Origin of the sequence: Pseudarthrobacter sp. L19 (assembly GCF_050859435.1) — a bacterium.
In the GTDB taxonomy this organism is placed as follows: Bacteria; Actinomycetota; Actinomycetes; order Actinomycetales; family Micrococcaceae; genus Arthrobacter.
Genome location: NZ_CP193935.1, coordinates 2,606,675 through 2,631,742 on the forward strand (window position 1 = coordinate 2,606,675; position 25,068 = coordinate 2,631,742).

At 71.1% G+C, this 25,068-nt stretch carries 17 protein-coding genes and 5 pseudogenes; 14 read left to right on the top strand and 8 right to left on the bottom strand.

The genetic code is table 11. From position 1 onward, the window contains the following. Window positions 1-4: 4 nt before the first annotated feature. The 3 genes from ACRQ5B_RS12405 to ACRQ5B_RS12415 are packed head-to-tail and all read left to right on the top strand — an operon-like array spanning window position 5 to window position 3,070. A complete protein-coding gene (locus ACRQ5B_RS12405) occupies window positions 5-850 on the top strand; it encodes a lysophospholipid acyltransferase family protein (protein ID WP_432394271.1) in 846 nt (281 codons plus the stop codon). A 19-nt stretch (window positions 851-869) separates the two neighbouring features. After that, entirely contained in the window at window positions 870-1,904 is a 1,035-nt protein-coding gene (locus ACRQ5B_RS12410) for an NAD(P)H-dependent glycerol-3-phosphate dehydrogenase (protein ID WP_432398759.1), read from the top strand. Window positions 1,905-1,906: 2 nt separating this feature from the next. Continuing rightward, window positions 1,907-3,070: a D-alanine--D-alanine ligase family protein gene (locus ACRQ5B_RS12415; RefSeq protein WP_432394273.1), complete on the top strand. Its 1,164-nt coding sequence runs from the start codon at window positions 1,907-1,909 to the stop codon at window positions 3,068-3,070. Window positions 3,071-3,098: 28 nt separating this feature from the next. Here the strand turns inward: ACRQ5B_RS12415 and ACRQ5B_RS12420 are convergent, their stop codons facing one another. Further along, window positions 3,099-3,602 (bottom strand): DUF3515 domain-containing protein, encoded by a 504-nt coding sequence (locus ACRQ5B_RS12420; RefSeq protein ID WP_432394276.1) that lies wholly within the window; start codon window positions 3,600-3,602, stop codon window positions 3,099-3,101. Between the two features lie 71 nt (window positions 3,603-3,673). Between ACRQ5B_RS12420 and ACRQ5B_RS12425 the strand changes: the two genes are divergently transcribed. From ACRQ5B_RS12425 to rsmD, 4 genes and pseudogenes are all read left to right on the top strand, one after another. Further along, window positions 3,674-4,705: a thiamine-phosphate kinase gene (locus tag ACRQ5B_RS12425; protein WP_432394279.1), complete on the top strand. Its 1,032-nt coding sequence runs from the start codon at window positions 3,674-3,676 to the stop codon at window positions 4,703-4,705. A 22-nt stretch (window positions 4,706-4,727) separates the two neighbouring features. Further along, window positions 4,728-5,794: pseudogene (locus tag ACRQ5B_RS12430) on the top strand (DAK2 domain-containing protein). Further along, window positions 5,784-8,056: pseudogene (locus tag ACRQ5B_RS12435) on the top strand (ATP-dependent DNA helicase RecG). Before ACRQ5B_RS12430 ends, ACRQ5B_RS12435 begins: the two co-directional pseudogenes overlap by 11 nt. A gap of 18 nt (window positions 8,057-8,074) precedes the next feature. Then, window positions 8,075-8,677 carry a 16S rRNA (guanine(966)-N(2))-methyltransferase RsmD gene (gene rsmD / locus ACRQ5B_RS12440; protein ID WP_432394281.1) on the top strand — a complete coding sequence of 201 codons (603 nt, stop codon included), beginning with the start codon at window positions 8,075-8,077 and terminating at the stop codon, window positions 8,675-8,677. A 3-nt stretch (window positions 8,678-8,680) separates the two neighbouring features. Here the strand turns inward: rsmD and ACRQ5B_RS12445 are convergent, their stop codons facing one another. Continuing rightward, a complete protein-coding gene (locus tag ACRQ5B_RS12445; RefSeq protein ID WP_432394283.1) occupies window positions 8,681-9,658 on the bottom strand; it encodes an ABC transporter substrate-binding protein in 978 nt (325 codons plus the stop codon). Window positions 9,659-9,851: 193 nt separating this feature from the next. Here ACRQ5B_RS12445 and ACRQ5B_RS12450 point away from each other — a divergent pair, with 193 nt between their 5' ends. Further along, window positions 9,852-10,373 carry a MarR family winged helix-turn-helix transcriptional regulator gene (locus ACRQ5B_RS12450; protein ID WP_432394286.1) on the top strand — a complete coding sequence of 174 codons (522 nt, stop codon included), beginning with the start codon at window positions 9,852-9,854 and terminating at the stop codon, window positions 10,371-10,373. 30 nt (window positions 10,374-10,403) lie between these two features. Here the strand turns inward: ACRQ5B_RS12450 and ACRQ5B_RS12455 are convergent, their stop codons facing one another. From ACRQ5B_RS12455 to ACRQ5B_RS12465, 3 genes are read right to left on the bottom strand one after another with little or no spacing between them, the layout of a single operon-like run. Continuing rightward, entirely contained in the window at window positions 10,404-11,192 is a 789-nt protein-coding gene (locus ACRQ5B_RS12455; RefSeq protein ID WP_432394289.1) for a spermidine synthase, read from the bottom strand. Then, on the bottom strand, window positions 11,189-12,400 hold the full coding sequence (locus ACRQ5B_RS12460; RefSeq protein WP_432394292.1) for an aminotransferase class I/II-fold pyridoxal phosphate-dependent enzyme: 1,212 nt from the start codon (window positions 12,398-12,400) through the stop codon (window positions 11,189-11,191). The genes ACRQ5B_RS12455 and ACRQ5B_RS12460 overlap by 4 nt, the downstream gene beginning before the upstream one ends. Next, window positions 12,397-13,317, bottom strand: a complete 921-nt coding sequence (locus ACRQ5B_RS12465; protein ID WP_432394295.1) for an SDR family NAD(P)-dependent oxidoreductase — start codon at window positions 13,315-13,317, stop codon at window positions 12,397-12,399. The genes ACRQ5B_RS12460 and ACRQ5B_RS12465 overlap by 4 nt, the downstream gene beginning before the upstream one ends. 48 nt (window positions 13,318-13,365) lie before the next feature. Between ACRQ5B_RS12465 and coaD the strand changes: the two genes are divergently transcribed. From coaD to mutM, 5 genes are all read left to right on the top strand, one after another. Continuing rightward, window positions 13,366-13,845, top strand: a complete 480-nt coding sequence (coaD, locus tag ACRQ5B_RS12470; RefSeq protein WP_290257515.1) for a pantetheine-phosphate adenylyltransferase — start codon at window positions 13,366-13,368, stop codon at window positions 13,843-13,845. An 83-nt stretch (window positions 13,846-13,928) separates the two neighbouring features. Beyond that, window positions 13,929-14,453, top strand: coding sequence for a YceD family protein (locus tag ACRQ5B_RS12475; protein WP_432398760.1), 525 nt, complete (start codon window positions 13,929-13,931; stop codon window positions 14,451-14,453). A 36-nt stretch (window positions 14,454-14,489) separates the two neighbouring features. Beyond that, entirely contained in the window at window positions 14,490-14,693 is a 204-nt protein-coding gene (rpmF, locus tag ACRQ5B_RS12480; protein WP_056738282.1) for a 50S ribosomal protein L32, read from the top strand. A gap of 21 nt (window positions 14,694-14,714) precedes the next feature. Then, a complete protein-coding gene (rnc, locus tag ACRQ5B_RS12485) occupies window positions 14,715-15,464 on the top strand; it encodes a ribonuclease III (RefSeq protein ID WP_432394300.1) in 750 nt (249 codons plus the stop codon). Between the two features lie 8 nt (window positions 15,465-15,472). After that, window positions 15,473-16,462, top strand: a complete 990-nt coding sequence (mutM, locus tag ACRQ5B_RS12490; RefSeq protein WP_432394302.1) for a bifunctional DNA-formamidopyrimidine glycosylase/DNA-(apurinic or apyrimidinic site) lyase — start codon at window positions 15,473-15,475, stop codon at window positions 16,460-16,462. Here mutM and ACRQ5B_RS12495 read toward each other — a convergent pair. From ACRQ5B_RS12495 to ACRQ5B_RS12505, 3 genes and pseudogenes are all read right to left on the bottom strand, one after another. Further along, window positions 16,398-17,425, bottom strand: a pseudogene (locus tag ACRQ5B_RS12495) (NAD-dependent epimerase/dehydratase family protein). The gene mutM and the pseudogene ACRQ5B_RS12495 overlap by 65 nt on opposite strands. Then, window positions 17,422-20,102, bottom strand: a pseudogene (locus tag ACRQ5B_RS12500) (alpha/beta fold hydrolase). The pseudogenes ACRQ5B_RS12495 and ACRQ5B_RS12500 overlap by 4 nt, the downstream one beginning before the upstream one ends. Continuing rightward, window positions 20,096-21,118 carry a 3-oxoacyl-ACP synthase III gene (locus tag ACRQ5B_RS12505; protein WP_290257521.1) on the bottom strand — a complete coding sequence of 341 codons (1,023 nt, stop codon included), beginning with the start codon at window positions 21,116-21,118 and terminating at the stop codon, window positions 20,096-20,098. Before ACRQ5B_RS12505 ends, ACRQ5B_RS12500 begins: the two are co-directional and overlap by 7 nt. Window positions 21,119-21,420: 302 nt before the next feature. On the opposite strand from ACRQ5B_RS12505, the pseudogene smc reads away from it, so the two are divergent. Continuing rightward, window positions 21,421-25,025 (top strand): annotated as a pseudogene (smc, locus tag ACRQ5B_RS12510) (chromosome segregation protein SMC). The last annotated feature ends 43 nt before the right edge of the window (window positions 25,026-25,068 follow it).

Genomic DNA, 25,068 nt, shown 5'->3' on the forward strand with positions numbered 1-25,068 from the left:
CCCAATGAAAGAAACGGCCAAGAGCCAGACCACCTTCGTGATCGTCGCCGGGATCGTCCGGCCGATCATGAACCTGCTGATGCGCAAGAAGTGGGAAGGCCTGGAGAAGCTGCCCGCCGGCGGCTTCATCGCGGCGCCCAACCACTGCACCGAGATCGATCCGCTGGTGATCGGCCACATGCTCTACAACCAGAAGCGCATGCCGCACTTCCTGGCCAAGGGCAGCCTGTTCAAGGTTCCGGTGGTGGGCGCGGTGCTCCGCAACACCAAGCAGATCCCGGTGGAACGCTCGACGGCGGGCGCCAACCAGTCCCTCCAGGTGGCCCGGGAAGTGGTCAGCGAGGGCGGCGCCATCATCATCTACCCCGAGGGCACGCTCACCCGTGACCCCGAGCTGTGGCCGATGAAGGGACACACCGGGGCTGCCCGGATGGCCCTCGAGAGCGGCATTCCCGTGGTGCCCCTGGCCCACTGGGGCGCCCACGAGGTGTTTCCCCGCTACGCCAAGCGGTTCCACGTCTTCCCGCGTAAGACGTCCCGCGTCCTGGTCGGCGATCCCGTGGACCTCAGCGCGTTCGAGGGCCGGCCGCTGGACCGCGCCACCCTGAACGAGGCGACCGAGGTCATCATGGACGCCATCACGGAACTCCTGGCCACCCTGCGCGGCGGCCAGCCGCCCCTGGTCCGCTGGGACCCCTCGGCGCACAACCAGAGCACCCACGGCCGCTTCGTCGAACGCGGCGGCATCGGCCCCTCCACATCGGGCCCGTCGACTACCGCGAACGACGGCGGCGTCCCTGGAACTGCTGGCGGCGTCGCGGGAACAGCTGACGACGGCGGCACCGCGTGACGGCGGAGCACGCGCGCAGCTGGGAAGGTTCGGCCCGGGGGTCGCCGTCCTCGGCGCCGGCTCCTGGGGGACCACCTTCGCCAAGGTCGTCGCCGACGCGGCCACGGCCTCGGGCGTAGACCGGACCATCCGGATCTGGGGCCGCCGGGCCGACGTCGTCAACCAGATCAACGCCGACCACCGCAACGAGCAGTACCTCAAGGGCATCCTGCTGCCGGAGAGCATCACCGCCTCCACCGACGTCGCCGAGGTCCTGGACGGCGCGGACCTGGTGATCCTGGCCGTTCCGGCGCAGACCCTGCGCCCGCAGCTGCGCGACTGGAAGCCCCTGATCGGGCCCGACGCGCTGGTGGTCTCCCTGATGAAGGGGCTGGAGCTGCACACCGATTCCCGGATGAGCGAGGTTATCCGCGAGGAGCTCGACCTGCCCGCCGGCCGCGTCGCCGTTGTCTCCGGCCCCAACCTGGCGATGGAAATCGCCCGGGAGGAACCCACCGCGTCCGTCGTCGCCTGCACCGAAGCCGCCCCGGCCGGGTGGATGGCGCGCAGCTGCACCGCCCCCTACTTCCGGCCCTACACCACCTCGGACGTGGTCGGCGTCGAAATCGGCGGCATCGTCAAGAACATCATCGCGCTGGCCGTCGGCATCTGCGAGGGCAGGCAGATGGGCGACAACACCAAAGCCTCCGTCATTACCCGCGGCCTCGCCGAGACCTCCCGCCTGACCCTGGCCTTGGGCGGGGAGGCCCGTACCATGGCCGGGCTCGCCGGGCTGGGCGACCTGGTGGCCACCTGCTCCTCGGCCCTGTCCCGCAACCACACCGCCGGCAGGTTGCTGGGCACCGGGCTCACCCTGGACCAGGTCACCGCCGAGATGACGCAGACCGCCGAGGGCATCAAGTCCGCCCAGGCCGTCCACGAGCTCGCCGGAAAACTGGGCGTCGAGATGCCCATCACCGCCGCCGTCGTCGCCGTGCTGGCCGGAAAACTCCACGTTGACCAACTGGGACCGCTGCTGCTGTCCCGGGACCTGAAACCCGAAGGCGATTACTGACAGTGCCGGAAAACACCCCGACCCCTGAAGCCCAGACCTCAGACGCCCAGACCGGTGCCGCGCGGCCCCGCGTGGCCGTCCTCTTCGGCGGCCGCTCCAGCGAACACGCCGTCAGCTGCGTCACCGCCGCCGGCGTCCTGGGCGCGATCGACAAGGCCAAGTACGAGGTCATCCCGATCGGCATCGCCAAGACCGGCCAGTGGGTCCTGGCCTCCGGGGACACCCGGGACTGGTCCCTCTCCGCGTCCTCCCTCCCGGAGGTGGCGCCCTCGGAGCAGACCGTGACGCTGGCCGAGATCGGTGGCGAGCACCAGCTGATCGTGGCCGCCCCGAACCAGGTTCCGCAGGAACTCGGCTCCGTGGACGTGGTCTTCCCGCTGCTGCACGGCCCGTTCGGCGAGGACGGCACCATCCAGGGGCTGCTGGAGCTCTCGGACACCCGCTACGTGGGAGCCGGGGTCCTGGCCTCCGCCGTCGGCATGGACAAGCACTACATGAAGGTGGTCTTCGAGTCCGCCGGCCTGCGCGTGGGGCCCTACATCACGGTCACGGACCGGCAATGGCTGACCGACCCGGAGAGCGTCCGCAAGCGCGTCGACGCCCTCGGTTTCCCGGTCTTCGTCAAGCCCGCCCGCGCGGGTTCCTCGATGGGAATCTCCAAGGTTGACTCCCTGGACGGCCTGGACGCCGCGATCGAAACCGCCCGCGAGCACGACCCCAAGCTGGTGATCGAGGCCGGCATCCTGGGCCGCGAGATCGAGTGCGCCGTGCTCGAAGGCCGGGGAACGGATGCCCCGCGCACCTCCATGCCGGGTGAGATCTCGGTGGCCGGTGGCGGGCACGACTTCTACGACTTCAACGCCAAGTACGTCGAGGACGACGCCGCGTCGCTGAGTTGCCCGGCGGACCTGCCGGAAGAGGACATCGCCCGGGTGCGCGAGCTCGCCGCCGTGGCGTTCGACGCCGTCGGCGCCGAGGGCCTGAGCCGGGTGGACTTCTTCTACACCCCCGAAGGCGAACTGATCATCAACGAGATCAACACCATGCCCGGCTTCACGCCCAAGAGCATGTACCCGCAGATGTGGAAGGCCTCCGGGCTGGATTACGCGGAGCTGATCGACGAGCTCATCTACCTGGCCCTGCACCGCAAGACCGGCCTGCGCTAAGCCCCACCGGTAACGCCTGCCCGCCGCGCTACTTGCCGGTGGGCAGGTTCTGCAGGTCCTGCTGGCCGACGCAGTTGCGGGTGGACTTCACCTTGCCCGCGGCGTTCGCCAGTTCCGCGAGGACCGTGGCGGAGCTGATCTTGTTCGGATCCATCAGGATTTCCGTGGCGGGTTCGCGGCCGAACGTGGTCAGCGTCCACACGGGATCGCCCTCCTTGATGACCCAGTCCACACCGTTGACGGTCACGCAGCGGTCCGTGGTGGGGCCGGGGACGTTCACGCCGCAGCGCAGCACCAGCAGGGACGGATCCCCCCACGCTGCGGTGCCCTGGCTGTTGGTCTTGCGCAGCTTCGCGTCGCCGATCGAATCCGGCAACGCCACCATCATGGGCGCGCACGCCGGGTTGGCCGCATCCTTGGCGGGGGCGACGTCGACGGCGGGGGAGCAGGCGCTCAAGGCCAGCCCGGCAGCGGCGACGGTGGCCAGGAAGCGGAGGGGGCGACGGGATCCGGTCTGGCGGTGCTGCTGCATTCATCCAGCCTATCCCGGCCTGAGCGGGCGCCCGGACCGTCACTGTCGGACCCGGACGGTAGCGTAGGAACGTGCCTGACATCGTGAACACCACCCCGCTGACCGTGGCCGACCTCTCCGAGTCCCAGCTGCTGCAGCGGATCTTTCCGCGCCTGAACGCCGGCGACGGCAACGTCCTGCTGCTCGGTCCAGGGGACGACGCCGCGATCGTCGCCGCCCCGGACGGCCGCACCGTGATCAGCATCGACACCCAGGTGGCGGACCAGGACTTCCGGCTGCAGTGGAACAACGGCTACCGGACCACCGGCTACGACGTCGGCTGGAAGGCCGCCGCCCAGAACCTCAGCGACATCAACGCCATGGGCGCCCGCGCCACCTCCCTGGTGGTCAGCCTGACCATGCCCCCGGAAACCACCGTGGGCTGGGTGGAGGACTTCGCGGACGGCATCAGCGCCGGCATCAGCGGGCTCGGCGCCGGCGGCTGCGCCGTCGCCGGCGGGGACCTGGGCCGCGGCCGCGAACTCTCCGTCTCCGTCGCTATCCTCGGCAGCCTCGACGGCCGTGCCCCCGTGCTGCGCTCCGGCGCCCGGCCCGGGGACACGCTCGCCCTCGCCGGCACCGTCGGGCACGCCGCCGCCGGTCTCGCCCTGCTCGAATCGGAGGTCCCCGTGGACCGCCTGACCCGGGAACAGCGCGCCCTGCTGGACACCCAGTGCCGGCCCCGGCCCCCGCTGGCCGCCGGACCCTCCGCCCGCGACGCCGGGGCCACCGCCTTGATGGACATTTCCGACGGCCTGGTCCGGGACGGCGGCAGGATGGGCGACGCCAGCGGCTCCGTCCTCGACCTGGACCCCGCCGCGCTGAAACAACTTGCCGCCCCGCTCCAGGACGCCGCCGCGCTGCTGGGAACAAATCCGCTGGACTGGGTGCTGGGCGGCGGGGAGGACCACGGGCTGCTGGCGGCCTTTCCCGCCGACGTTCAGCTGCCTCCCGGTTTCACTGCGATAGGCTCGGTAAAGGCCCGGGCAACGAACACCAGCCCGGCCGTGACCATAGCGGGCAAGCCCGCTGACACTGTGGGATGGGATCACTTTGCAGACTAAGATTGCCGCCAACGCGCAAGCGATGAAGCGGTGGTTGGGCAAGGCAGAAACGACGCTCGGAAACCACAGCGACCGCCTGAACGCCATCAACATCTTCCCGGTGGCCGACGGCGACACCGGCACCAACCTCTACCTCACCGTCCGGGCCGCCGCCCGCCGCTGCAGGACGTCGCCACGGACACCTCCGCCCTCCCACAGCTGCCCGCCAGCGGCCAGCCGTTCGCCGTGCCCGCCCCGGACCCGGCCCAGCACGACGTCGGGGCGCTCCTGGCCCGCGCCGGCCAGGCCGCCATCGAGCAGGCCCGCGGCAACTCCGGCACCCTGTTCGCCGTCTTCCTCTGCGCCGTCGCCGAGCCGCTGGCCGGCCACCCCCGGATGAGCTCCCCGCTGCTGGCCGCCGCCCTGAACCGCGCCCAGCTCCGGGCCTGGTCCGCGCTGAGCGACCCCGTCCCCGGAACCATGCTCTCGGTCATGGAGGCAGCCGCCCGTGCCGTGGCCGCCGTCGACGCCGAACACGGCGGAGACGACAGCAACCACACCCTGGGCCTGGCCTTGGATGCGGCCGTCGAGGCCGCTCTGGGCGCCGTCGTCCGCACCGAGGACCAACTCGAGGCACTGCACGCCGCCAAAGTGGTGGACGCCGGCGGCGTCGGCATGCTGCTGGTCCTCGACTGCCTCCGCTCGGCCGTGCTGGGGGAGGAGCTCCAGGAGGCCCTGCTGGACGGACTGCACGGCTACGACGTGCAGGACCCCCACATCCACGCCGACATGCCGCGGGACGAGGGCGTGGAGGTCATGTGCACCATCTCGCTCTCGCCGCTGGACGCGGCCACCATGCGGCAGCGGCTGGACGAGATCGGCGAGTCGGTGATCATGAGCCAGGTGGGCAAGGACGCCGACGCCGAGGGGGCCTACCGCTGGCGCGTCCACGTCCACGTCCCCGACGCCGCCCCCGCCGTCGCGCTCATCCGTTCCCTCGGCGAGCCCACCGAGACCAGCATCAGCGACCTCGCCGTCCCGCGCGACCCCGCGGAGGCGGCCGTCCCCGGCGCCGCCGGCAGCACGGACCCCGACGGACATGTCCGCTGAGCTGAACCTCGCCCTGGACCGCCGGATCGGGAAGCGGTCCGCCGCCGTCATCGAGAAGCACCTCGGCATCACCACCGTCGGCGGCCTGCTGAACTACTTCCCGCGCCGCTACGTCACCCGCGGCGAACTGACCCCATCAGCGAGGTCCCGCTCGATGAAGAAGTCACGCTCATCGCCCGGGTGCTCTCCAACAGCACCCGGCAGATGCGCGCCCGCCGCGGCTCCATCACCGACGTCGTGATCTCCGACGACGCCGGCTCGGGGAGCGCGAACGGCGCCGCACCGCGAACCGGAACCGGAACTGGAATCGCGCAGCCGGGCACGCTCAAGGTCAGCTTCTTCAACGGCTTCCGGGCCCGGGCGGAACTGCAGCCGAGTGTCCGCGCGCTTTTCTCCGGCAAGATCACCCGCTACGGCGGGAGCCTGGGCCTGACCAACCCCGACTTCCAGCTCCTGGACGAGGACCCGGACGTGCCGGGCATGGACCCGGAGAAGCTCGCCGCCATGCCCATCCCGGTGTACCCGGCCACGGCCAAGCTGACCAGCTGGTCCATCCAGAAGGTCATCGCCACGCTGCTGGAGACCGCTGACCTGGCCGAGCTGCCGGACCCGCTGCCCGCCGGGATCTCCGCCCGGGAAAAGTTCATGCCGGTCGCCGAGGCCTACCGGCTGATCCACGCCCCGGAAGTCCACGCCGACTGGCGCCGCGCCCGGGACCGCTTCCGCTACCAGGAGGCCCTGGTCCTGCAGTCCGCCCTCGCCCGGCGCCGCTCCCAGCTGGCCGCCGAGGAAGCCACAGCCCGCCGCCCCGTGGCCGAGGGGCTGCTGACCGCCTTCGACCGGCAGCTGCCGTTCACCCTGACCGCCGGCCAGGCCGCCGTCGGGAAGACCCTCGCCGCGGAACTGGCCGGGGACTCGCCGATGAACCGGCTGCTGCAGGGCGAGGTGGGCTCCGGCAAGACGATCGTTGCCCTGCGCGCCATGCTGCAGGTGGTCGACGCCGGCGGGCAGGCCGCGCTGCTGGCCCCCACCGAGGTCCTCGCCGCCCAGCACTTCGAGTCGATCCGGCGGACCCTGGGCCCGCTCTCACGCGACGGGCTGCTCGGCGGCTTCGGCCCCGACTCGGTGCAGGTGACGCTGTTGACCGGCTCCATGCCCACCGCCGCCCGCCGGCAGGCGATGCTGGACGCCGCCTCCGGTACCGCCGGCATCGTGATTGGCACCCACGCGCTGCTGAGCGAGAACGTCTCCTTCTACGACCTCGGCCTGATCGTGGTGGACGAACAGCACCGCTTCGGCGTCGAACAACGCGACGTGCTCCGCTCCAAGGCCAGCAAACCGCCGCACCTGCTGGTCATGACCGCCACGCCCATCCCGCGCACCGTCGCCATGACCGTGTTCGGCGACCTCGAGACCTCGGTGCTGGATGAGCTGCCGGCCGGCCGCGCCCCGATCTCCACCCACGTGGTGGGACTGGCCGAACACCCGGCCTGGGCGCAGCGGATCTGGTCCCGGTCCCGCGAGGAGATCGACGCCGGGCACCAGGTCTACGTCGTCTGCCCCAAGATCGGCGATGACGACGACGGCGACTTCAGCCCCGGCGAGGCCGAACCCACCGACGCCGACCTGGCCGGCGGCGGCGCCCGGGAGCTCGCGTCCGTCACCGGCGTTGTCGAACTGCTGCAGGACGAACCGGCCCTCGCCGGGGTGCCGGTGGCGCCGCTGCACGGGCGGCAGGACCCGGTGCTGAAGTCGGACACGATGGCCTCGTTCACCGCCAACCGGACCAAGCTGCTGGTCTCCACCACCGTGATCGAGGTGGGCGTGGACGTGCACAACGCCACACTCATGGTGATCCTGGACGCGGACCGCTTCGGCATCTCCCAGCTGCACCAGCTCCGTGGCCGGGTGGGCCGCGGCGGCCTGCCCGGGACCTGCCTGCTGGTGACCACCCTGGGGCCGGGGCACCCCAGCCGTCGACGCCTCGAGGCCGTGGCCTCCACCACCGACGGGTTCGAACTCTCCCAGGAGGACCTCAAGCTCCGCCGCGAGGGTGACATCCTCGGCGCCTCCCAGTCCGGCGGCCGGTCCACCCTGAAGCTGCTGCGGGTCCTTGAGCACGAGGACGTCATTGCCCGGGCACGGCATGACGCGCAGGCGATCATCGGCGGGGACCCCGGGCTGACCCGCCACGCAGCGCTGGCCGCCGCCATTGACGATTATTTGAACCCCGAGAAGGAGGCGTTCCTTGAACGCGGTTAGTACTGAGGAGCACCGCCCGTGAGCCGGATCATCGCCGGCGCGGCCGGCGGCACCACCCTGGCCGGGGTTCCGGGCTCCTTGACCCGGCCCACCACGGACCGGGTCAAGGAGGCACTGTTCTCCCGGCTGGACGCGTTCGAGGTGATTTCGGACGCCCGCGTGCTGGACCTCTACGCCGGCTCGGGCTCCCTCGGGGTCGAAAGCGCCAGCCGCGGGGCCGCCAACGTGGACCTGGTGGAGTTCGCTGCCAAGGCCTCCGAGGTCTGCCAGCGCAACGCGGACCTGATCAACACCGTGCTGCGGCGCAAGGTGGTCTCGGTGCACCGCTCCAAGGTCGAATCGTTCCTGGAACGGGCGGGGGAGGGAACCCGCTGGGACCTGGTGTTCCTGGACCCGCCCTACCCGCTGGAAGAGGACGCCCTGGCCGCCGTACTGGCCAAGCTCCTGCCGCACCTGGCCGAGGGCGCCGTCGTCGTGGTCGAACGTTCAGCCCGCACGCCGGAACCGTCCTGGCCCGAGGGGCTGGAACGGTTCGCGGACAAGAAATACGGCGAGACCAGGCTCTGGTTCGCCGAGCCCGGCGTGCCGGCGGAGGAGACCGCCGGCGACGCCGGGGAGTAGCCGCTACTTCAGGATGGTGCCGGAGACGTCCGGCTCCGAGGGAACGATCTTGTACTTGGCCATCAGCGCGCCGAGCTTGGTCAGCGTCGGCTCGTCCACGGCGCCGTCGAACTTCTCCAGGCGCAGGGTCTTGGCGACGTTCTCCGGCATCTTCATGAACGCGGGCAGCAGCGCCCGGACCTTGTCGGGGTTGCTCTGTGCCGCGCTGAGCGTCTCCGTCATGGCGTCCTTGAAGTCCTTGACCACCTCGGGGTTCTGCTGCGCGTAGTTGCCGCTGGTGAACGTCACCATGGTGGGGAGCCCGGGCAGCGCGGCCTGGTTGTTGTAGGTGACCAGCTTGTTGCCGTCCGCCAGCAGCTTGGACAGGAACGGCTCCGGGACCCAGACGGCGTCCACGTTGCCCTGCGCCAGCTGCGCGCCCATGTCCTGGAACGGCAGTTCGAGGAACTGCACCGCGTTCGGATCGCCGCCCTGCTGGGAGACGACCTCCTTGATGGTCAGGTCGCCCTGGGCGTTGATGGTGTTGACGGCGACCTTCTTCCCGGCGAGGTCCTTGGCGGAGGTGATGCCCGAATTGGCCTTCGCGACCACGCCGTTGATGTCCTCGCCGGTGGCCAGGGAGTTGGAGTATCCGGTGACGATCTTCATGTCCAGGCCCTTGTTCTTGGCCAGGAGCACGGACAGCGGGTTGCCGACGGAGAAGTTCATGGTGCCGGTGGACACGGCGGGAAGCATGGCCGCGCCGCCCTGCCCGCTCTGCAGCTCGACCTTGAGCTTGTGCTTGGCGAAGATGCCCTCGTCGATGCCCATCTGAACTGCGGCGGACGGGGCGATCGAAATCACGCCGACGCTGATGCTGCGGAGACCGTCCGCCCCTGCGGCCGGCGCCGCAGAGCCGGTGCCGGACGGGGATCCTCCGCCGCAGGCCGTCAGGAGCACCGCGGCGGCAACGCCGACGGCGGCAAAGGTCAGTCTCTTCATAACAGTCCACTTCCTTGGGGTAAGTTATCCGGCCTTCGGGGCCCGGGCGGCCGCGAACGGCGTTTCCGGCAGGCCCCGGATTACATAAATGACAACTCATATAATTGACAAAGTCAATCATTATTTTTTCAACGATCCTTGTGCGCGCCGCCCGCCGTCCCCGGCAGGGACCACGGGTAATGTTGCTGCTGTCATGCGCCCCGCGCACCCGCCGAGAACTGCGAGGATTTGTGGCCGCAACACTCACGCCGGACCCGGAACAGGGGAAGGCTCCGCCGCCGTTCCGGACCGCCTGCTGGCCAGCGACCTGGCCGGCGAGATCGAGTTCCTGGCCGCCCGCGCCCGCTCGGTGGGCATCGGCCACGCCAACGCGCTGCTGGCGCCGCTGGAGTTGAAGGTGCGCTCCTACTCGGTGTTGGCCCTGGCCTGCAGCGACACCGACCCCTCACAGCGGGAGCTCTCCGGCTTCCTGCGCCTGGACCCCAGCCAGATCGTCTCGCTAGTGGATGCACTGGAGGCCCGGGGCCTGGTGGAACGCGCTGCCGACCCCCGCGACCGGCGCTCCAAGGTCATCCGGGCCACCGCCGCCGGCAGGGACCTGTTCGCCCGGGCCGCAGCGGCGGTCCGGGACGCCGAGGACACGTCCCTGGCCGCCCTCAGCGGCACCGAGCGGGACCAGCTGAGGGAGCTGCTGCGGAAGATCGCCTTCGGCTGAGTTTCCGAAAAGTACTACGGTCCCGGGCCCCTAGGCCTCCGCGATCGCGTCGAGCTCGACGCCGGTGAGCACCCTCGCCGGGTGCGGCCCGCGGGCTGTGAGCGCGGCCGTCCACGGCGCCGGCCAGGGGCCCTGCGTGCCGGCGAGGATAATGTTGCCGGGGTAGCGGCCGGAGAACAGGCCGGACTCGGCGAACGCGGCGACGTCCGCCATGGCCCGGCGCAGCGCGGCCACCTGGCTGCGGACCAGGGTCAGGCCCGGCTCATCTCCGACGTTGACCACCAGCACCCCGCGCGGGGTGAGCCGGGCGGCCGCCTCACGGTAGAAGTCCGTGCAGGCGATATGGGCGGGCGCCTCGGGACCGGAGAAGATGTCCAGGATCACGACGTCGAAGCGCAGCTCCGGCGGGACGGTCCCCAGGGACTCCCGGGCGTCGCCGATGACCGTGTGCAGCTCCGTGCCCTCCGGCATCGGCAGCCGCTCCAGCACGAAGTCCAGCAGCTCACGTTCGAGCTCCACTGCGTACTGCACCGAGCCGGGCCGGGTCGCCTGGATGTAACGGGCCAGGGTGAGGGCACCGGCGCCCAGGTGCAGCGCAGTGACGGGCTCGCCCCACGGCGCGGCGAGGTCCACGATGTGCCCGATCCGCCGCAGGTACTCGTAGAAGATGTCGTCCGGTTCGGCCAGGTTGACGTGCGACTGTTCGGCGCCGCCAATGCTGAGGATGTAGCCGCCGTCGGTGAACTCGTCCCGTTCGATCGCGGCGTGCTGGCCGGTGGTGCGCAGGAACCGCGAGCCCTCCGGGGAGGTAGCGCTCACAGCCGGTCCCGGAGAGTCGCCAGGCGCTCCGCGGCCTCGGCAAGCACCGACGTCCGCTTGCAGAACGCGAAGCGGAGCAGGCTGCGGGTCCGTTCGGCGCCCTCGGCGTGGCAGAACACCGGGACCGGGATCGCGGCGACGCCCACCAGCCCAGGCAGCCGCCGCGCCAGGTCCAGGGCGTCCGTGATGCCCAGCGGCGCGGTGTCCACGTTGACGAAATAGGTGCCCTGCGGGGTGAAGACATCGAAGCCGGCGGCCCGCAACCCCTCGCTGAGAATGTCCCGCTTCAGCCGCAGGGTGTCCGCGATGCCGGCGTAGAACTCGTCCGGCAGGCCGAGCCCCAGGGCGATCGCGCTCTGGAACGGGGTGCCGGAACTGTAGCTGAGGAACTGCTTGACCGTGCGCACGGCCGAGATCAGCTGCTCCGGGCCGGAGATCCAGCCGATCTTCCACCCGGTAACGGAGAAGGTTTTGCCGGCAGAGGAAATGGTCAGGGTGCGGTCCGCGGCGCCGGGCAGCCCGGCTATGGGAAGGTGCGCGGGGCCGAAGGTGAGGTGTTCGTAGACCTCGTCGGTGACGATCACGGCGTCGTGCCGGCGCGCGAGGGCGACCACGCGCTCCAGCACCTCCCGGGGGAAGACTGCCCCGGTGGGGTTGTGCGGGTTGTTCACCAGCACCACCTTGGTCCGGTCGCTGAAGGCGGCCTCCAGTGCGTCGAGGTCCGGCATGAAATCCGGGGCCAGCAGCGGCGCGGTGACGTGCGTGGCGCCTGCGAGGCCGATGATCGCGCCGTAGGAGTCGTAGAACGGTTCGAAGGTGAGGACCTCATCGCCCGGGCCCACCAGGGCCAGCAGCGCGGCGGCGATCGCCTCCGTGGCGCCCGTAGTGACGAGCACCTCGGTCTGCGGGTCCGGGGTTAGGCCGTAGAAGCGTTCCTGGTGCAGCGAGATGGCTTCGCGGAGCTCGATGATCCCCTTGCCCGGGGCGTACTGGTTGGCGCCGGCGGCGATGGCAGCCTGCGCGGCGTCCTTGATCTCGGCCGGGCCGTCCTCATCCGGGAAGCCCTGGCCCAGGTTGATGGCGCCGGTGGAGAGCGCCAGGGTGGTCATTTCCTCGAAGATGGTGACGCCCAGGGTCCCGTCGGCGCCGAGCAGGTTCGCTCCGGTGGCCGTCCGCTGCCAGGGTGCCGGATTCGGGACCTGCGTCACGGCGTGCCCGCCGTCGTGTCCGGCGACTGGTTGGGCGCCGTGCCGGAGGGAGCGCCGGCTCGGCCGGTGAACTTGTCCATGGTGGTGTAGATGCCGAAGATCCTGCCGCCCACGAAGTCCCAGGCGCGCACCGGCAGCAGCCCGCGCAGCACCTTGCCCAGCTGGGCCGTGGCCGGGGCGATCAGCTGCGGCCGGCCCTCCTGCATGGCATTCCAGGCGCGGTTGATGGCGTCCTCGGGGGTCATCAGGGGAGTGAACAGCGGCCCGCGGGCGCCGGCGAACATGCCGGTGGAGATGTAGCTGGGGCAGAACGTGGTGACCTTGAGGTGGTCGAAGCCCTGCTGCTCGAGTTCGAGCCGCAGCGAGTCGCTCCAGCCGATCACCGCCCACTTGGAGGCCGCATAGACGCTCATCCGCGGGTTGGAGACGGTCCCGGCCGCGGAGGCGATGTTCAGGATGCGGCGCGGACGGCCGGCGTCGGACATCATCGCCGGCAGGAACGCGTGGGCGACGTACATCGGGGCGAGGGCGTTGATGTCCATGGTCAGGGCAATGTCCCGCGCCGGGTCGTGCTCCCAGAACAGGGCGCCGCGGACAATCCCGGCATTGTTGACCAGCAGGGTCAGGGGCCCTTCCGCGGCGGCCTCGGCGGCGGCGTCGGCGATCGCCTCCCGGCTGGCCAGGTCCACCTGGCGGACGACGGCGCGCGCACCCAGGGCCGTGACCTCCGCGGCGGTCGAGGCCAGGCCCGCGGCGTCGACGTCCCAGAGGATGACGACGGCGGCACCCTCCCGGGCTGCGCGCAGGGCGTACAGCCGGCCCATGCCCATCGCGGCACCGGTCACCAGGACGGTCCCTCCCGAAACGCTGAACGGCGCGGACACGGGCGCGGCAGAAGAACTCTTCGATGCTGACATGCCGCCATGCTATCCCGCCCCGCAAGCCCCATGCGGTAGGTTCGGAGGATGAGACGCGCGGTGTGCCCAGGCTCCTTCGACCCCATCCACAACGGCCACCTGGAGGTCATTGCGCGGGCCGCGAGCCTGTTCGACGAGGTCATCGTCGCCGTCTCCACCAACTACGCCAAGAAGTACCGCTTCACCCTCGAGGAACGGATCGGCATGGCCCGCGAGACGCTGGCTTCGCTGCGCGGAATCGTGGTCGAGCCCGTGGGGGAGGGGCTGCTGGCCGAGTACTGCCGCCGGCGGGGTGCCTCCGCGATCGTCAAGGGGTTGCGCTCCTCCTCCGACTTCGACTACGAGCTGCCCATGGCCACCATGAACCGCCAGCTCACCGGCGTCGAGACGGTCTTCCTTCCCGCCGAGGGGCACTACCTGCACCTGTCTTCCACCCTGATCAAGGAAGTCCACACCCTTGGCGGCGACGTGTCGGAGTTCGTGCCGAAGTCGGTTCTGCGGCGCCTGGGGTCCGGCGGGGCGGTTTGAGTCCGCTCGAAGAATCAGGCTAAGATAGTACGTCGGTCATATGTTCTACAGGAGTTCTCATTAAGCGAGATGCAAGTTCGCCCCTGGCGTTCGACGTCAAGGACCTCGGACGCAGTCCGGGAAGCATGCGGACACTGAAAGAACATGTACCCGCGCCGAGTGATCTCGGCGTGGCGCTCATTGGTGTGCAGGAAGGCTCGGATGTCGAGCTGGATCTGCGCCTGGAGGCCGTACACGAAGGAATTCTGGTATCGGGCACCGCGTTCGTCGAAGTAACCGGCGAATGCGGTCGATGCCTGGATCCCCTTGCGTATGACCAAGAGGTCAATGTGCAAGAACTTTTCTTCTACGAGGGTGCTGAATTCTCGGACGGAGAAGACGAAGAAGAGCAACGTCGAGTCGAGCACGATCTAATCGATCTTGAACCGGTGTTGCGGGACGCAGTTGTCACCATGCTGCCGTTCCAGCCGGTGTGCCGGGAAGACTGCCAGGGCCTCTGCTCCGAATGCGGAGTTCGCCTGGAAGACGAGCCGGGGCACCACCACGAGGTCCTGGATCCTCGCTGGGCTGCCCTAGCCGACCTGGCTAAGCCTGACCGGCAAAACTGATTTGTAAGTGTTGGACTAGAGAGAAATGAGTTAGCCGTGGCTGTTCCCAAGCGGAAAATGTCTCGCTCGAATACCCGCGCCCGCCGCTCCCAGTGGAAGGCAACCGCCCCCCACCTGGTGAAGACCGTGGAAAACGGCCAGGTTGTTTACAGCCTGCCGCACCAGGCAAAGGTCGTTACCGACTCGGCTGGCACCGCGCTGTTCCTTGAGTACAAGGGCCGCAAGGTCGCAGACGTCTAATCCGCCAACAGGCTGACTAAGATGTCTTCAACTGAAGAGCTTCTGAAGCGTCTCGGTGTCTCTATTGACGCCGGGACGCTTCGTCTTGCTCTGACCCATCGTTCCTACGCCTACGAAAACGGCGGCATCCCCACCAACGAGCGGCTCGAATTCCTGGGCGACTCGATCCTGGGGTTCTCGGTCACGGACGCGCTCTACCGTGACAACCCGGACCTTCCCGAAGGTGACCTGGCCAAGCGGCGCTCCGCCGTCGTCAGCACCCGGGCGCTGGCCGGCATCGGCCGCAGCATCAACCTGGGCGACTACATCTACCTGGGCCAGGGCGAGAAGCTCACCCAGGGCAAGAACAAGGCCTCCATCCTCGCGGACACCATGGAGGCGCTGATCGGCGCCACGTACCTCTCCAACGACCTGGAGACGGCCCGGCAGCTGGTTATGCGCCTGGTGGGTCCGCTGCTTTCGGACGCCGCCGCCCTGGGCGCCGGCACCGACTGGAAGACCAGCATCCAGGAGCTCGCCGCCAGCCGGCAGCTCGGCACCATCAACTACGCGGTGGAGGGCTCGGGCCCGGACCATGCCCGGACCTTCGAGGCCGTACTGCGCATCGGCGGCACCGACTACGGCTCCGGTACCGGGAACTCCAAGAAGGAAGCGGAACAGGAAGCTGCCGCCGACGCCTGGCGCCGGCTGTCCGCCCCCGCTGAGTCCGACGGCGACGCCGCTGACCGTGAGGGCCGCCGGGATTCCGCCGCCGCCCCGGCCGGCAGCTAGGAACGCCCTTGCCCGAGTTGCCCGAGGTTGAGGTGGTCCGGCGCGGCCTGGTGAGCTGGGTCCGCGGCCGGACCATCACCGGCGTCGAGGTGCTGGACCCGCGGTCCCTGCGCCGGCACGCCCTCGGCCCCGCTGACTTCATCGGCAACCTGCAGGGCGCCCGCGTGCTGGACGTGGTCCGCCGCGGCAAATTCCTCTGGCTGCCTCTCGCGGACGCGTCCGCGGAGGCGTCAGGCGGTGCGGGTGCCTCTGGAAGTGCCGCTGCGGCCGACGGAGCCGCGAACGTCGCCCTGATGGCGCACCTGGGCATGTCCGGGCAGCTCCTGATGCAGGACGCCGAGGTTCCGGACGAGAAGCACCTGAAGATCCGGCTGCGGCTCAGCCCGGCCGCGGGCATGCCGGAGCAGCTCAGGTTCGTGGACCAGCGGATCTTCGGCGGACTGTTCCTGACCTCGCTGATCCCCACCGCGGACGGCGGCCCGGGCGGCCTGGCCGAGACCCCGCTGCCGCTGATCGCCGAGGAAGCCTCGCACATCGCCCGCGATCCGCTGGACCCGCACTTTTCCTTCGACCTGTTCTACCGCCGCCTTCGGGCGCGCCGGACGGGCCTGAAGCGCGCCCTGCTGGACCAGGGCCTGGTCTCCGGTATCGGGAACATCTACGCGGACGAGGCCCTCTGGCTGGCCAAGCTGCACTACGCCCGCGCCACCGACCGGATGCGCCGCGCCGACGCCGAACGCGTCCTCGACGCGGCCCGGCAGGTCATGACCGATGCCCTGGCCGCCGGCGGCACCAGCTTCGATTCCCTCTATGTGAACGTCAACGGCTCCTCCGGCTACTTCGAACGGTCCCTGAACGCCTACGGCCGGGAGGGCCAGGAGTGCCGGCGCTGCGCCGCGAACGGGATCGTCAGCCTGATCAAGCGTGAGCAGTTCATGAACCGCTCGGCGCACACCTGTCCGGTGTGCCAGCCGCGTCCCCGGAACGGCCGCTGGTAGCACCGTAGTGCGCCGCCAGCCGGGCCAGCCCCTCGTCCAGGCTGACCGCGGGGGTCCAGTCCAGAAGCTCGCGGGTCCGGCGCTGGTCGAACCAGTGCGCCGTGGACAGCTGCTCGGCCAGGAACCGGGTCATCGGCGGCTCCTCCACCCGGCCGGACCGGAGCCAGGCCCTCTCCACCAGTGACCCCACGGCACTGGCCACGCGTCCCGGCACTGACCATGCCGGCGCGGGCACGCCGCCGGCGGCGCAGATTCCGGCCAGCAGCTCACCCACCGGCCGCGGCTCGCCGTTGCTGACCACCAGGGCCAGCCCGTGGACCCGGTCCATGCGGTGCAGCGCCGCCACTATGGCGGCCGCCGCGTTGTCGATATACGTGGTGTCGATCAGGGCGCCGCCGGAGTCCAGCAGCGGCAGCCTGCCCTGTGCGGCGCGCTCCAGGACCCGCTCCACCAGCTGGGTGTCGCCGGGTCCCCAGACGATGTGCGGCCGCACGGCGGTGACCCGGAAGCCGGGTGCGTCCGCGGCGAGGGCCAGCAGTTCGGCGGCGGCCTTCGTCCGGGAGTAGTCCCCGTGTGCCCGGGCGGGATCCGCCGGTTCGGCGTCGAGGCCCGCGATCGCCTGTCCGGAGTTGGCCACCGACGGAGAAGACACGAACACCAGGTCCCGCACGCCGGCGTCACGGGCGGCGGCCAGCAGCCGGGCGGTGCCGGCGATGTTGACCGCGTCGAACTCCTCGGGACGGCCGGTGAAGGAGACTTTAGCGGCGAGGTGAATGACGCCGTCCATGCCGGCGACGGCGCCGCGCAAGGCGGCGTCGTCCGTCACGGACCCGGGCAGGTCCGCGGCCCCGGAACCCCGGAGGGTCGGCGCTGGAAGGTGGTGACCTCGTGGCCCTGCTCGACAAGCAGCCGGGCGACGGCGCCGCCGAGCAGCCCGCTGGCGCCGGTGACCAGGACCCTCACGGCGTGCCGGGCCGGCCGCCGGCCAGCACGGACCCGGCCCAGCGGGCCAACCGTGTCCGGTCGATCTTGGCGTTGTGCCGGATGTCGGTGGGCTGGGCGGGGACGGCCAGGACGGCGGAGACTTCGACGCCGGCCTGCCGGGCGGCTGCGCGGACCCGGCCGGCGAGCCCTGGCTCGGCCGGTCCCGCCTTGCGCACGGCCGGGACGGTCTCGACGACGGCGGCGACCGCTTGGGTGCCGGCCGGGCCGACGCCGACCACCGCGGCGAGGCCCACCCCGGGCAGCGCCTCGATGGCCTGTTCGGCGCCGACGGGTGTGACTACGCCGCCCGGGGCGGTGACCACATGCGCCAGCCGGCCCTCCACCCAGAGCCGGCCGGCGGCGTCGAGGTGCCCGACGTCGCCGGTGCGGTGCCAGCCCGCTGTCCGGGCGCTTTCGCGCTGGGTCAGCCACAGCCGGTCGTAGGAGTCCTTGACGTGTGCGGCGCGGACCAGGATTTCGCCGGTCACACCCGGTGCTGCGACGGGTGCGGTGTCCGGTGCGGTGCCGTCCGCGGCGAGCGGGGCAACCGCCAGCTCGGCCCCGTGCACCGCCGGGCCCACGCAGATGCCGTTTCCGGCTCCAATCACCGTCCCGGAGGCGGAGTCAGCCGCGGCCTCCCGGATCTGCGCCAAGTTGATGTCCGTCACGGGAAGGGCCTCGGTCATCCCGTAGGGGGTGTGGAGTTCGGCTGCGGGGACCAGGTCCTGGACGTCCTCAAGCAGGCTTTGCGGTACCGGGGCGCCGGCGGAGAGCAGCAGCTCCACGGCGGCGAGGGACTGCCGGCCCTCCGGGGTGAGGGCGTCCCGGGTTGCCAGGACGTTGCGCAGCGCGGCGGGGGAGGCGAAGACCACCGTGGCGCCGATCGCGGCGGCAGCGTCGGCAAGGGCCCGGGCCGTCAGGGTGCGGGGCCGGGTCACGTCCATGTCCGGGGTGACGGACACGGCACCAAGGGCGGGGCCCAGCAGCGCGAACGGGGCGAAGCCGGCCACCAGGCGTGCGCCGGGGCGGAGGTCCAGGGTGGCGGCGAGGGTGTCCCGCATGGCGGCGAGTTGCCGGTGCGTGTACTGGACGCCCTTGGCCGGGCCGGTGGATCCGGAGGTGAACAGCACGGCCGCGGGGGAGTCGGCCGCCGGGACCGGCGGCAGGCCGGCGTCGGCCGCCGGCACGTTGCCGGATTCACCGAGGCGTTCGAGGGAGGTCTCGACGCAGAGGATCCGGCGGCGGGCCGCCGGCAGCTCGCGGACGCTGAAGCGCCGGGCCTCCCAGCCGAGGGCGGCGGCCGCGGCGAGGGCCTTGTCGATGCCGATCAGCACATCCGGGGTGGCTCCCCGCACGGCGCGGCTCAGGCCGCGGAGCCCGAGTCCGGCGTCGGCCACGACCACGACGGCGCCCACGCGAAGGCAGGCGTAGAGGACGACGGTGAGGTCGACGCCGGGCGGAACCATCAGGCTGACCCGGGTCCCGGCAGCGATTCCGGCCCCGCTGAGTCCGCGGGCCAGGTCTGTGACGCGCCGGTCCAGTTCGCGCCAGCTGAGCGAGCGGGACACGCCCCCGTGGTTCGCCATCTCGGCCACGGCGGTCTGGTCCGCGTCCGGGCCCGAGGCAAGGACGGTCAGGGGCGCCCAGAGCGGCTCGGCATCGGAGGCTTCCGCGGCGGCCGGTGCGTCGGCTTCTGCCGTGGAAGCGTCGGAAACCTGCTCGGCGAGCCAGGTGAAGATGGGGTCCGCGATGTTCCGGTCCTCGGCCACCAGATGCCCGGCACCCTCGAAGCGGTGCACCTGGGCGTGCGGCAGCCGGCCAACCAAGTCCTTGAGGTACCGGTCGGAGAAGATCGGGTCCCTGGGCCCCCACAGCATCAGCGCCGGGACGCTGAGTCCGCACACCCCCTCGGCGACGGCGGTCAGGGCCCGGTAGCTGGGGTGGGAGGCGTCGGCCGGGATGTCGGCCACGAAGTTGCCCACCCCGGCGCGGCGGCGGGCGTTGCGGTACGGGGCCATGAACGCCGCGCGGACCGCGGGGTCAAGCGCCGGGTGCGCCAGGGCGTGGGTCACGCGCAGGAAGGCATCCGACGTCGTCGTGCCCCAGCGGTGCACGGCCGGATGCAGCGCGAGCCGCAGCGCCGCGGGGATGGGCACCCCGGCGGGCTGGTGGACGGCGGTGTTGGTGAGGACGACGCCGGCGAGCCGGTCCTGGTGGGCCAGCGCCCAGCCGAGGCTGATGACCCCGCCCCAGTCGTGGCCGACCGTGACGACCGGCCCCGTCAGACCGAGTTCGTCGGTCAGGTTGCCGAGGTCATCGATCCGGTCCTGCAGCCGGCGGAAGGTGCCGGTCCGTTCGGAGAATCCCATGTCCAGCTGGTCCACGGCCACCACCCGCCAGGGGTGGGCGGGGTCGGTCCCGGCGGCCAGCACGGTCCGCCAGAGGTAGGACCAGGTGGGGTTGCCGTGGACGCAGAGCAGGGTCCCGGCGGGGTGAGGCCGCGCTCGGCCAGCTGGGCCGCGTTATCCAGAATGTGCCAGCGGCGCGTTGTGCCGTGCTTGTCAGGGCCCGGCGCGCTCTCGGCGCCGGAGGTGGCGGGCACGTCGACCTCGCGGGACCAGGCGGGATCGACGCCGGGCCAGGTGGCGGCTACCAAGCGATTTCCACCATCGCGGTGTTCAGGCCGGAACCGACGCCCATGCACAGGACGCGGTCACCGCTGGTGAGGGTCTGCGCCTCGGCGGCGAGGGTCATCGGCAGGGACGCGGGCCCAACGTTGCCCCAGTGCGGGAACGTGATCGGCACCTTGTCAGGGTCCAGGTCAATCGCGTCGATGATGGCCTGGGTGTAGGCGTTGCTGACCTGGTGGGTGACGTACCGGTCCATCGAGGCCCAGTCCCACTCGGGCTGGGCTTCGCGCCAGGCGTCCACCACCAGCTGCAGGCCGCCGTCGAGCAGTCCCTTGGTGTCTGTTGCCATGCCGTCGATGCCGCCGACGCAGAGTTCGTGGTGTTCGGTGCCGGCGCGGACCACGCCGCCGACGACGCGGTGCGCGCCCGGGTGCTGGTCCGCGGGGCCCAGGACGGCGGCTGCGGCGCCGGAGCCGAGGGTGAGGGTGGCGAATTCGCGGTTGAAGTCCTCGCGGGTGGTCTCGGGTCGCTGCAGCCTGGCCAGGGTGGCCTCCTGCGTGGCCTGGGCGTCCTCGCCGTTGACGATCACGGCGTACTTGATCTGGCCGGAGTCGATCATGGTGGCGGCCAGGGTCATGCCGTTGACGAAGCCGAGGCAGGCGTTGGCCAGGTCGAAGTTCATGGCGGAGGAGGGCAGCCCCAGGCCGTGGTGGATCTTGACCGCGACTGACGGTTCAAGGTTCCGGCGGGTGACCGAGGTGTTGATCAGGAGCCCGACGTCGGAGGCCGCGATTCCGGACTCGGCGAGGGCCTTGGCGCCGGCCTCCACGGCGGCGTCGTCGAACGCCGTGCCGGGGGCCCACCAGCGACGGTGCGTGATCCCGGCGACCCGTTCCAGCAGCCGCGGCGGGAACTTCAACCGGCGCAGCGTCCCGGCCAGGGCCTGGTCGAAGTCGCGGGAACTCACGATCGTGGGCGCCTCGACGCTGCTCACCGAAAGCAGCGCGGTGTTGGTGTGCCGGAAGGTGGCATTGCCTATCAAATCAAGCCTCTGTTCGTATCTGTCCTGCGCTCCTGCGGCTCACTGCGCCGTCAAGCACAAGCCCAAGTGCTTAACTATGCCCGTTGCACATCCATTCCTGCATATGCAGTCCACGGCATCGACGGCATCGACGGCGGGGACGGAGGGGCCCAGCGCGCCGCCGGAACCGCGATGACGCGGGATCTGTCGGTGCCCCGCAGTAGATTGTATGTAGCCGGAGGCGGCTGCCACCCCCGATCTGCCAACCTCACAGCTTCACCAAAACCAGCTCCATCAACCCACAGCAGGAGACCGGAACCACCGTGCACCTCAAAAGCCTGACCGTCCGCGGATTCAAGTCATTCGCGTCCGCGACGACCTTGAGTTCGAACCCGGCGTCACCGCCGTGGTGGGCCCCAACGGCTCCGGCAAGTCCAACGTGGTGGACGCCCTGTCCTGGGTGATGGGCGAACAGGGCGCCAAGACCCTACGCGGTGGCAAGATGGAGGACGTCATCTTCGCCGGCACCTCCGGCAGGCCCCCGCTGGGCCGGGCGCACGTGTCGCTGACCATCGACAACAGCGACGGCGCCCTCCCGATCGAGTACAGCGAAGTCACCATCGCGCGCACGCTGTTCCGCACCGGTGGGTCCGAGTACGCCATCAACGGCGCCCCTGCCGGCTGCTGGACATCCAGGAACTGCTCTCCGACTCCGGTCTCGGCCGGGAGATGCACGTGATCGTCGGCCAGGGCCAGCTGGACAAGGTCCTGCACGCCACTCCCGAGGACCGGCGCGGCTTCATCGAGGAAGCCGCCGGCATCCTCAAGCACCGGCGCCGGAAGGAAAAAACGGTCAGGAAGCTGGAGGCCATGCAGGCCAACCTGGCCCGGCTCGGTGACCTGACGGCCGAGATTCGGCGGCAGCTGACGCCGCTGGGTAAGCAGGCCGCCGTCGCCCGCCGCGCGCAGACCGTTCAGTTCGAGGTCCGCGACGCTCGCTCACGGCTCCTCGCCGACGACCTGGTCCAGCTGCAGTCCACGCTCGCCCGGGACGTCGCGGACGAATCGGCGCTCAAGGCCCGGCGCTCCGTCGTCGAACGGGACCTGGACCTGGGCCGACGCCACCAGGCGGAACTGGAGCAGCAGGCCGCCGAGGCCACGCCCGCCCTCAACGCCGCCCGTGACAACTGGTACCGGCTCTCCTCCGGGCGGGAACGGCTCCGCTCCCTCGGCTCGCTGGCCGAAGAACGCCGGCGCCTGCTCGGCGCCGCGGACCAGGGACCCGCGACCGGCCGGGACCCCGACCACCTGGACCAGCAGGCCGCCCGGGTCCGGGCCGAGCAGGCCGGGCTGGAAGAGCAGATCCGGCTGCGGCGGGACGCGCTCGCGGACGCCACCGCCGCCAAGCAGGAGGCCGAGGCCGCGTCCGCCGCCGAATCCAAACGCCTCGATGCCCTGCTGCGGGCCGCCGCGGACCGGCGAGAGGGCCTGGCCCGGCTGGCCGGGCAGGTCGGCGCGGCCCGCTCCCGGGTCGAATCCGCGCAGGCCGAGGTGGGCCGGCTGCGGGAATCACTGACCGCCGGCGAGGAACGCCGGCGCCAGGCCCAGGCAGAGTTCACCGCCTTGGAGTCCCAGGTAGCCGGCGTCGAGGACGGGGAAGAGAGCCTCGACGCCGAGTACGAGGCCGCCAGCGAGGCACTCGACGCCGTCACCGCCGAGATTGACGCGCTGAAGGCCGCCGAACGCGATGCCGACCGGGAACGCGGTGCACTCTCGGCCCGGCACGAGGCCCTCCAGCTCGGCCTGACCCGCAAGGATGGCTCCGGTCACGTCGCCTCCTCCGGCCTCGCCGGGATCCTCGGCCCGCTGGCCTCGATGCTGGCCGTCGAACCCGGCTACGAGGCCGCTATTGCCGCGGCGCTGGGCCACTGCTCCGACGCGGTCGTGGTGGCCGACCTGGCCGCGGCCACGGCCGCGCTCGGCCTCCTCCGGGAAGAGGACGCCGGCCGTGCGGCGCTGCTTCTCGCTGCGGCCGGTGCCGGGAACCCGGACAACGTGCCCGGGGCGACCGCACTCCCGGCCGGGGCACGCCCGGCGGCCGGACTGGTTGCTCCTGCGGCCGATGCGGCGGCCGCCGTGCCCGTGCGAGGGTTGCTGGACCGGCTGCTGGCCGGCACCGCCGTCGTCGAGGACGACGCGGCCGCCGCGTCCCTGCTGGCCGACCACCCGGAGCTGACCGCCGTCACCCGGGCGGGGGATGTCTTCACCGCCCTCGCCGTCCGCGGCGGCTCGGCTTCGGCCCCGTCGCTGCTGGAGGTGCAGGCCGCCGTCGACGACGCCGCCGCCCGGCTTGCCGCCGTGACCGCCGAGCTGGAACGCACCCGCTTCGCCCTCGCCGCCGCTGCGCCCGGCGGGCGGAGGTGCAGGAGCGCGCGGACGCGGCCTTGGACAAACTGCACGAGTCCGACGCCCGGCTGGCCGCCGTGGCCGAACGCCTCGGGCACCTGAATTCCGTGCTCCGCAGCGCCGTAGGGGAGAGCGAACGCCTGGCCGCCTCCCTGGCCCGCGCCGAGGCCGCCGTCACTGTCGAACAGGAAGCCCTGGAAACGGTGGCCGCCCGGCTGGCCGCCGCGCAGGAGGCCCCGCGGAGGAAGAACCTTCCCAAGACAAGCGGGACGCCCTCGCCCAGGCCGCCGCCGCGGCCCGCGCGGCCGAGATGGAGGCCCGGCTGGGCCTTCGCAGCGCCGAGGAACAGCTCACCGCCATCAGCAACCGTGCCTCCTCGCTGGAACGGGCCGCCGCCACGGAGCGGCAGGCCCGCGCCGAGGCAGCCGAACGCGCCCGCCGCCGCGCCCTGCAGGCCCGCCGCGCCGCCGCCATCTCGGCCGCCGTCGCCCAGGTGGCCCGCTTCCTGGACGTATCGGTCGAACTGGCCCGCGTGGACCGCGACCTGGCCGAGGAACGCCGCACCCGGCTGGACCAGGAACTGGCGGAGGTTCGGACCGGCAACGACGCCCTGGCCCGCGAACTGGCGGAACTGACCGACTCCGTGCACCGGGACGAGCTGGCCCGGGCGCAACAGCGCCTGAAAATCGAGGCCCTTGAGCTGCGTAGCGTCGAGGAACTCGGTCTCAGCCCGGACCAGCTCATCGAGAACTTCGGCCCGGACCAGCCCGTCCCGGTCCCGGCGGAGGAGACCGGGGACAAATGGGCGGCCCTGCGTGCGCCCGTGGACGAGGACGGCCGCGCCATTCTCGAGGGCAAGCCCTTCGTGCGGGAGGAACAGGAGAAACGGCTGCGGAAGGCCGAACGGGACCTCGCCGCCCTGGGCCGGGTCAACCCGCTCGCCCTGGAGGAATTCGCCGCGCTGGAGGAACGCCACCAGTTCCTCAGCACCCAGCTCGAGGATCTCAAGGCCAGCCGCAAGGACCTGCTGGACATCATCAAGGACGTCGACGACCGGGTCCAGAAGGTCTTCGCGGAGGCCTTCGAGGACACCGCCCGGCAGTTCGTCCGGGTCTTCGCCCGGCTCTTCCCGGGCGGCGAGGGACGCCTGGTCCTGACCGACCCCGGCGACATGTTGACCACCGGCATCGAGGTGGAGGCCCGTCCCGCGGGGAAGAAGATCAAGCGCCTCTCGCTGCTCTCCGGCGGCGAGCGGTCCCTGACGGCCGTGGCGCTGCTCGTGGCCATCTTCAAGGCCCGGCCCTCGCCGTTCTACGTCATGGACGAGGTGGAGGCGGCCCTCGACGACACCAACCTGGGCCGGCTCATCACCATCTTCGAGGAGCTCCGCGAATCGAGCCAGCTGATCGTGATCACCCACCAGAAGCGCACCATGGAGGTCGCCGACGCCCTCTACGGCGTCACCATGCGTGGCGACGGCGTCTCCACCGTGATCAGCCAGCGGCTCGGCGCCGAGGTCTGAGCCGGGGCCGGTCGGGCCGCTGACCGGCGGCTTTAGCGGTTAT

Excerpts from the sequence above, each read along its gene's own strand:
- ACRQ5B_RS12405 (WP_432394271.1), top strand. The coding sequence starts at position 5 with ATGAAAGAAACGGCCAAGAGCCAGACCACCTTCGTGATCGTCGCCGGG.
- ACRQ5B_RS12420 (WP_432394276.1), bottom strand. The coding sequence starts at position 3,602 with ATGCAGCAGCACCGCCAGACCGGATCCCGTCGCCCCCTCCGCTTCCTG.
- ACRQ5B_RS12445 (WP_432394283.1), bottom strand. The coding sequence starts at position 9,658 with ATGAAGAGACTGACCTTTGCCGCCGTCGGCGTTGCCGCCGCGGTGCTC.
- ACRQ5B_RS12450 (WP_432394286.1), top strand. The coding sequence starts at position 9,852 with ATGCGCCCCGCGCACCCGCCGAGAACTGCGAGGATTTGTGGCCGCAAC.
- ACRQ5B_RS12465 (WP_432394295.1), bottom strand. The coding sequence starts at position 13,317 with ATGTCAGCATCGAAGAGTTCTTCTGCCGCGCCCGTGTCCGCGCCGTTC.
- coaD (WP_290257515.1), top strand. The coding sequence starts at position 13,366 with ATGAGACGCGCGGTGTGCCCAGGCTCCTTCGACCCCATCCACAACGGC.
- rnc (WP_432394300.1), top strand. The coding sequence starts at position 14,715 with ATGTCTTCAACTGAAGAGCTTCTGAAGCGTCTCGGTGTCTCTATTGAC.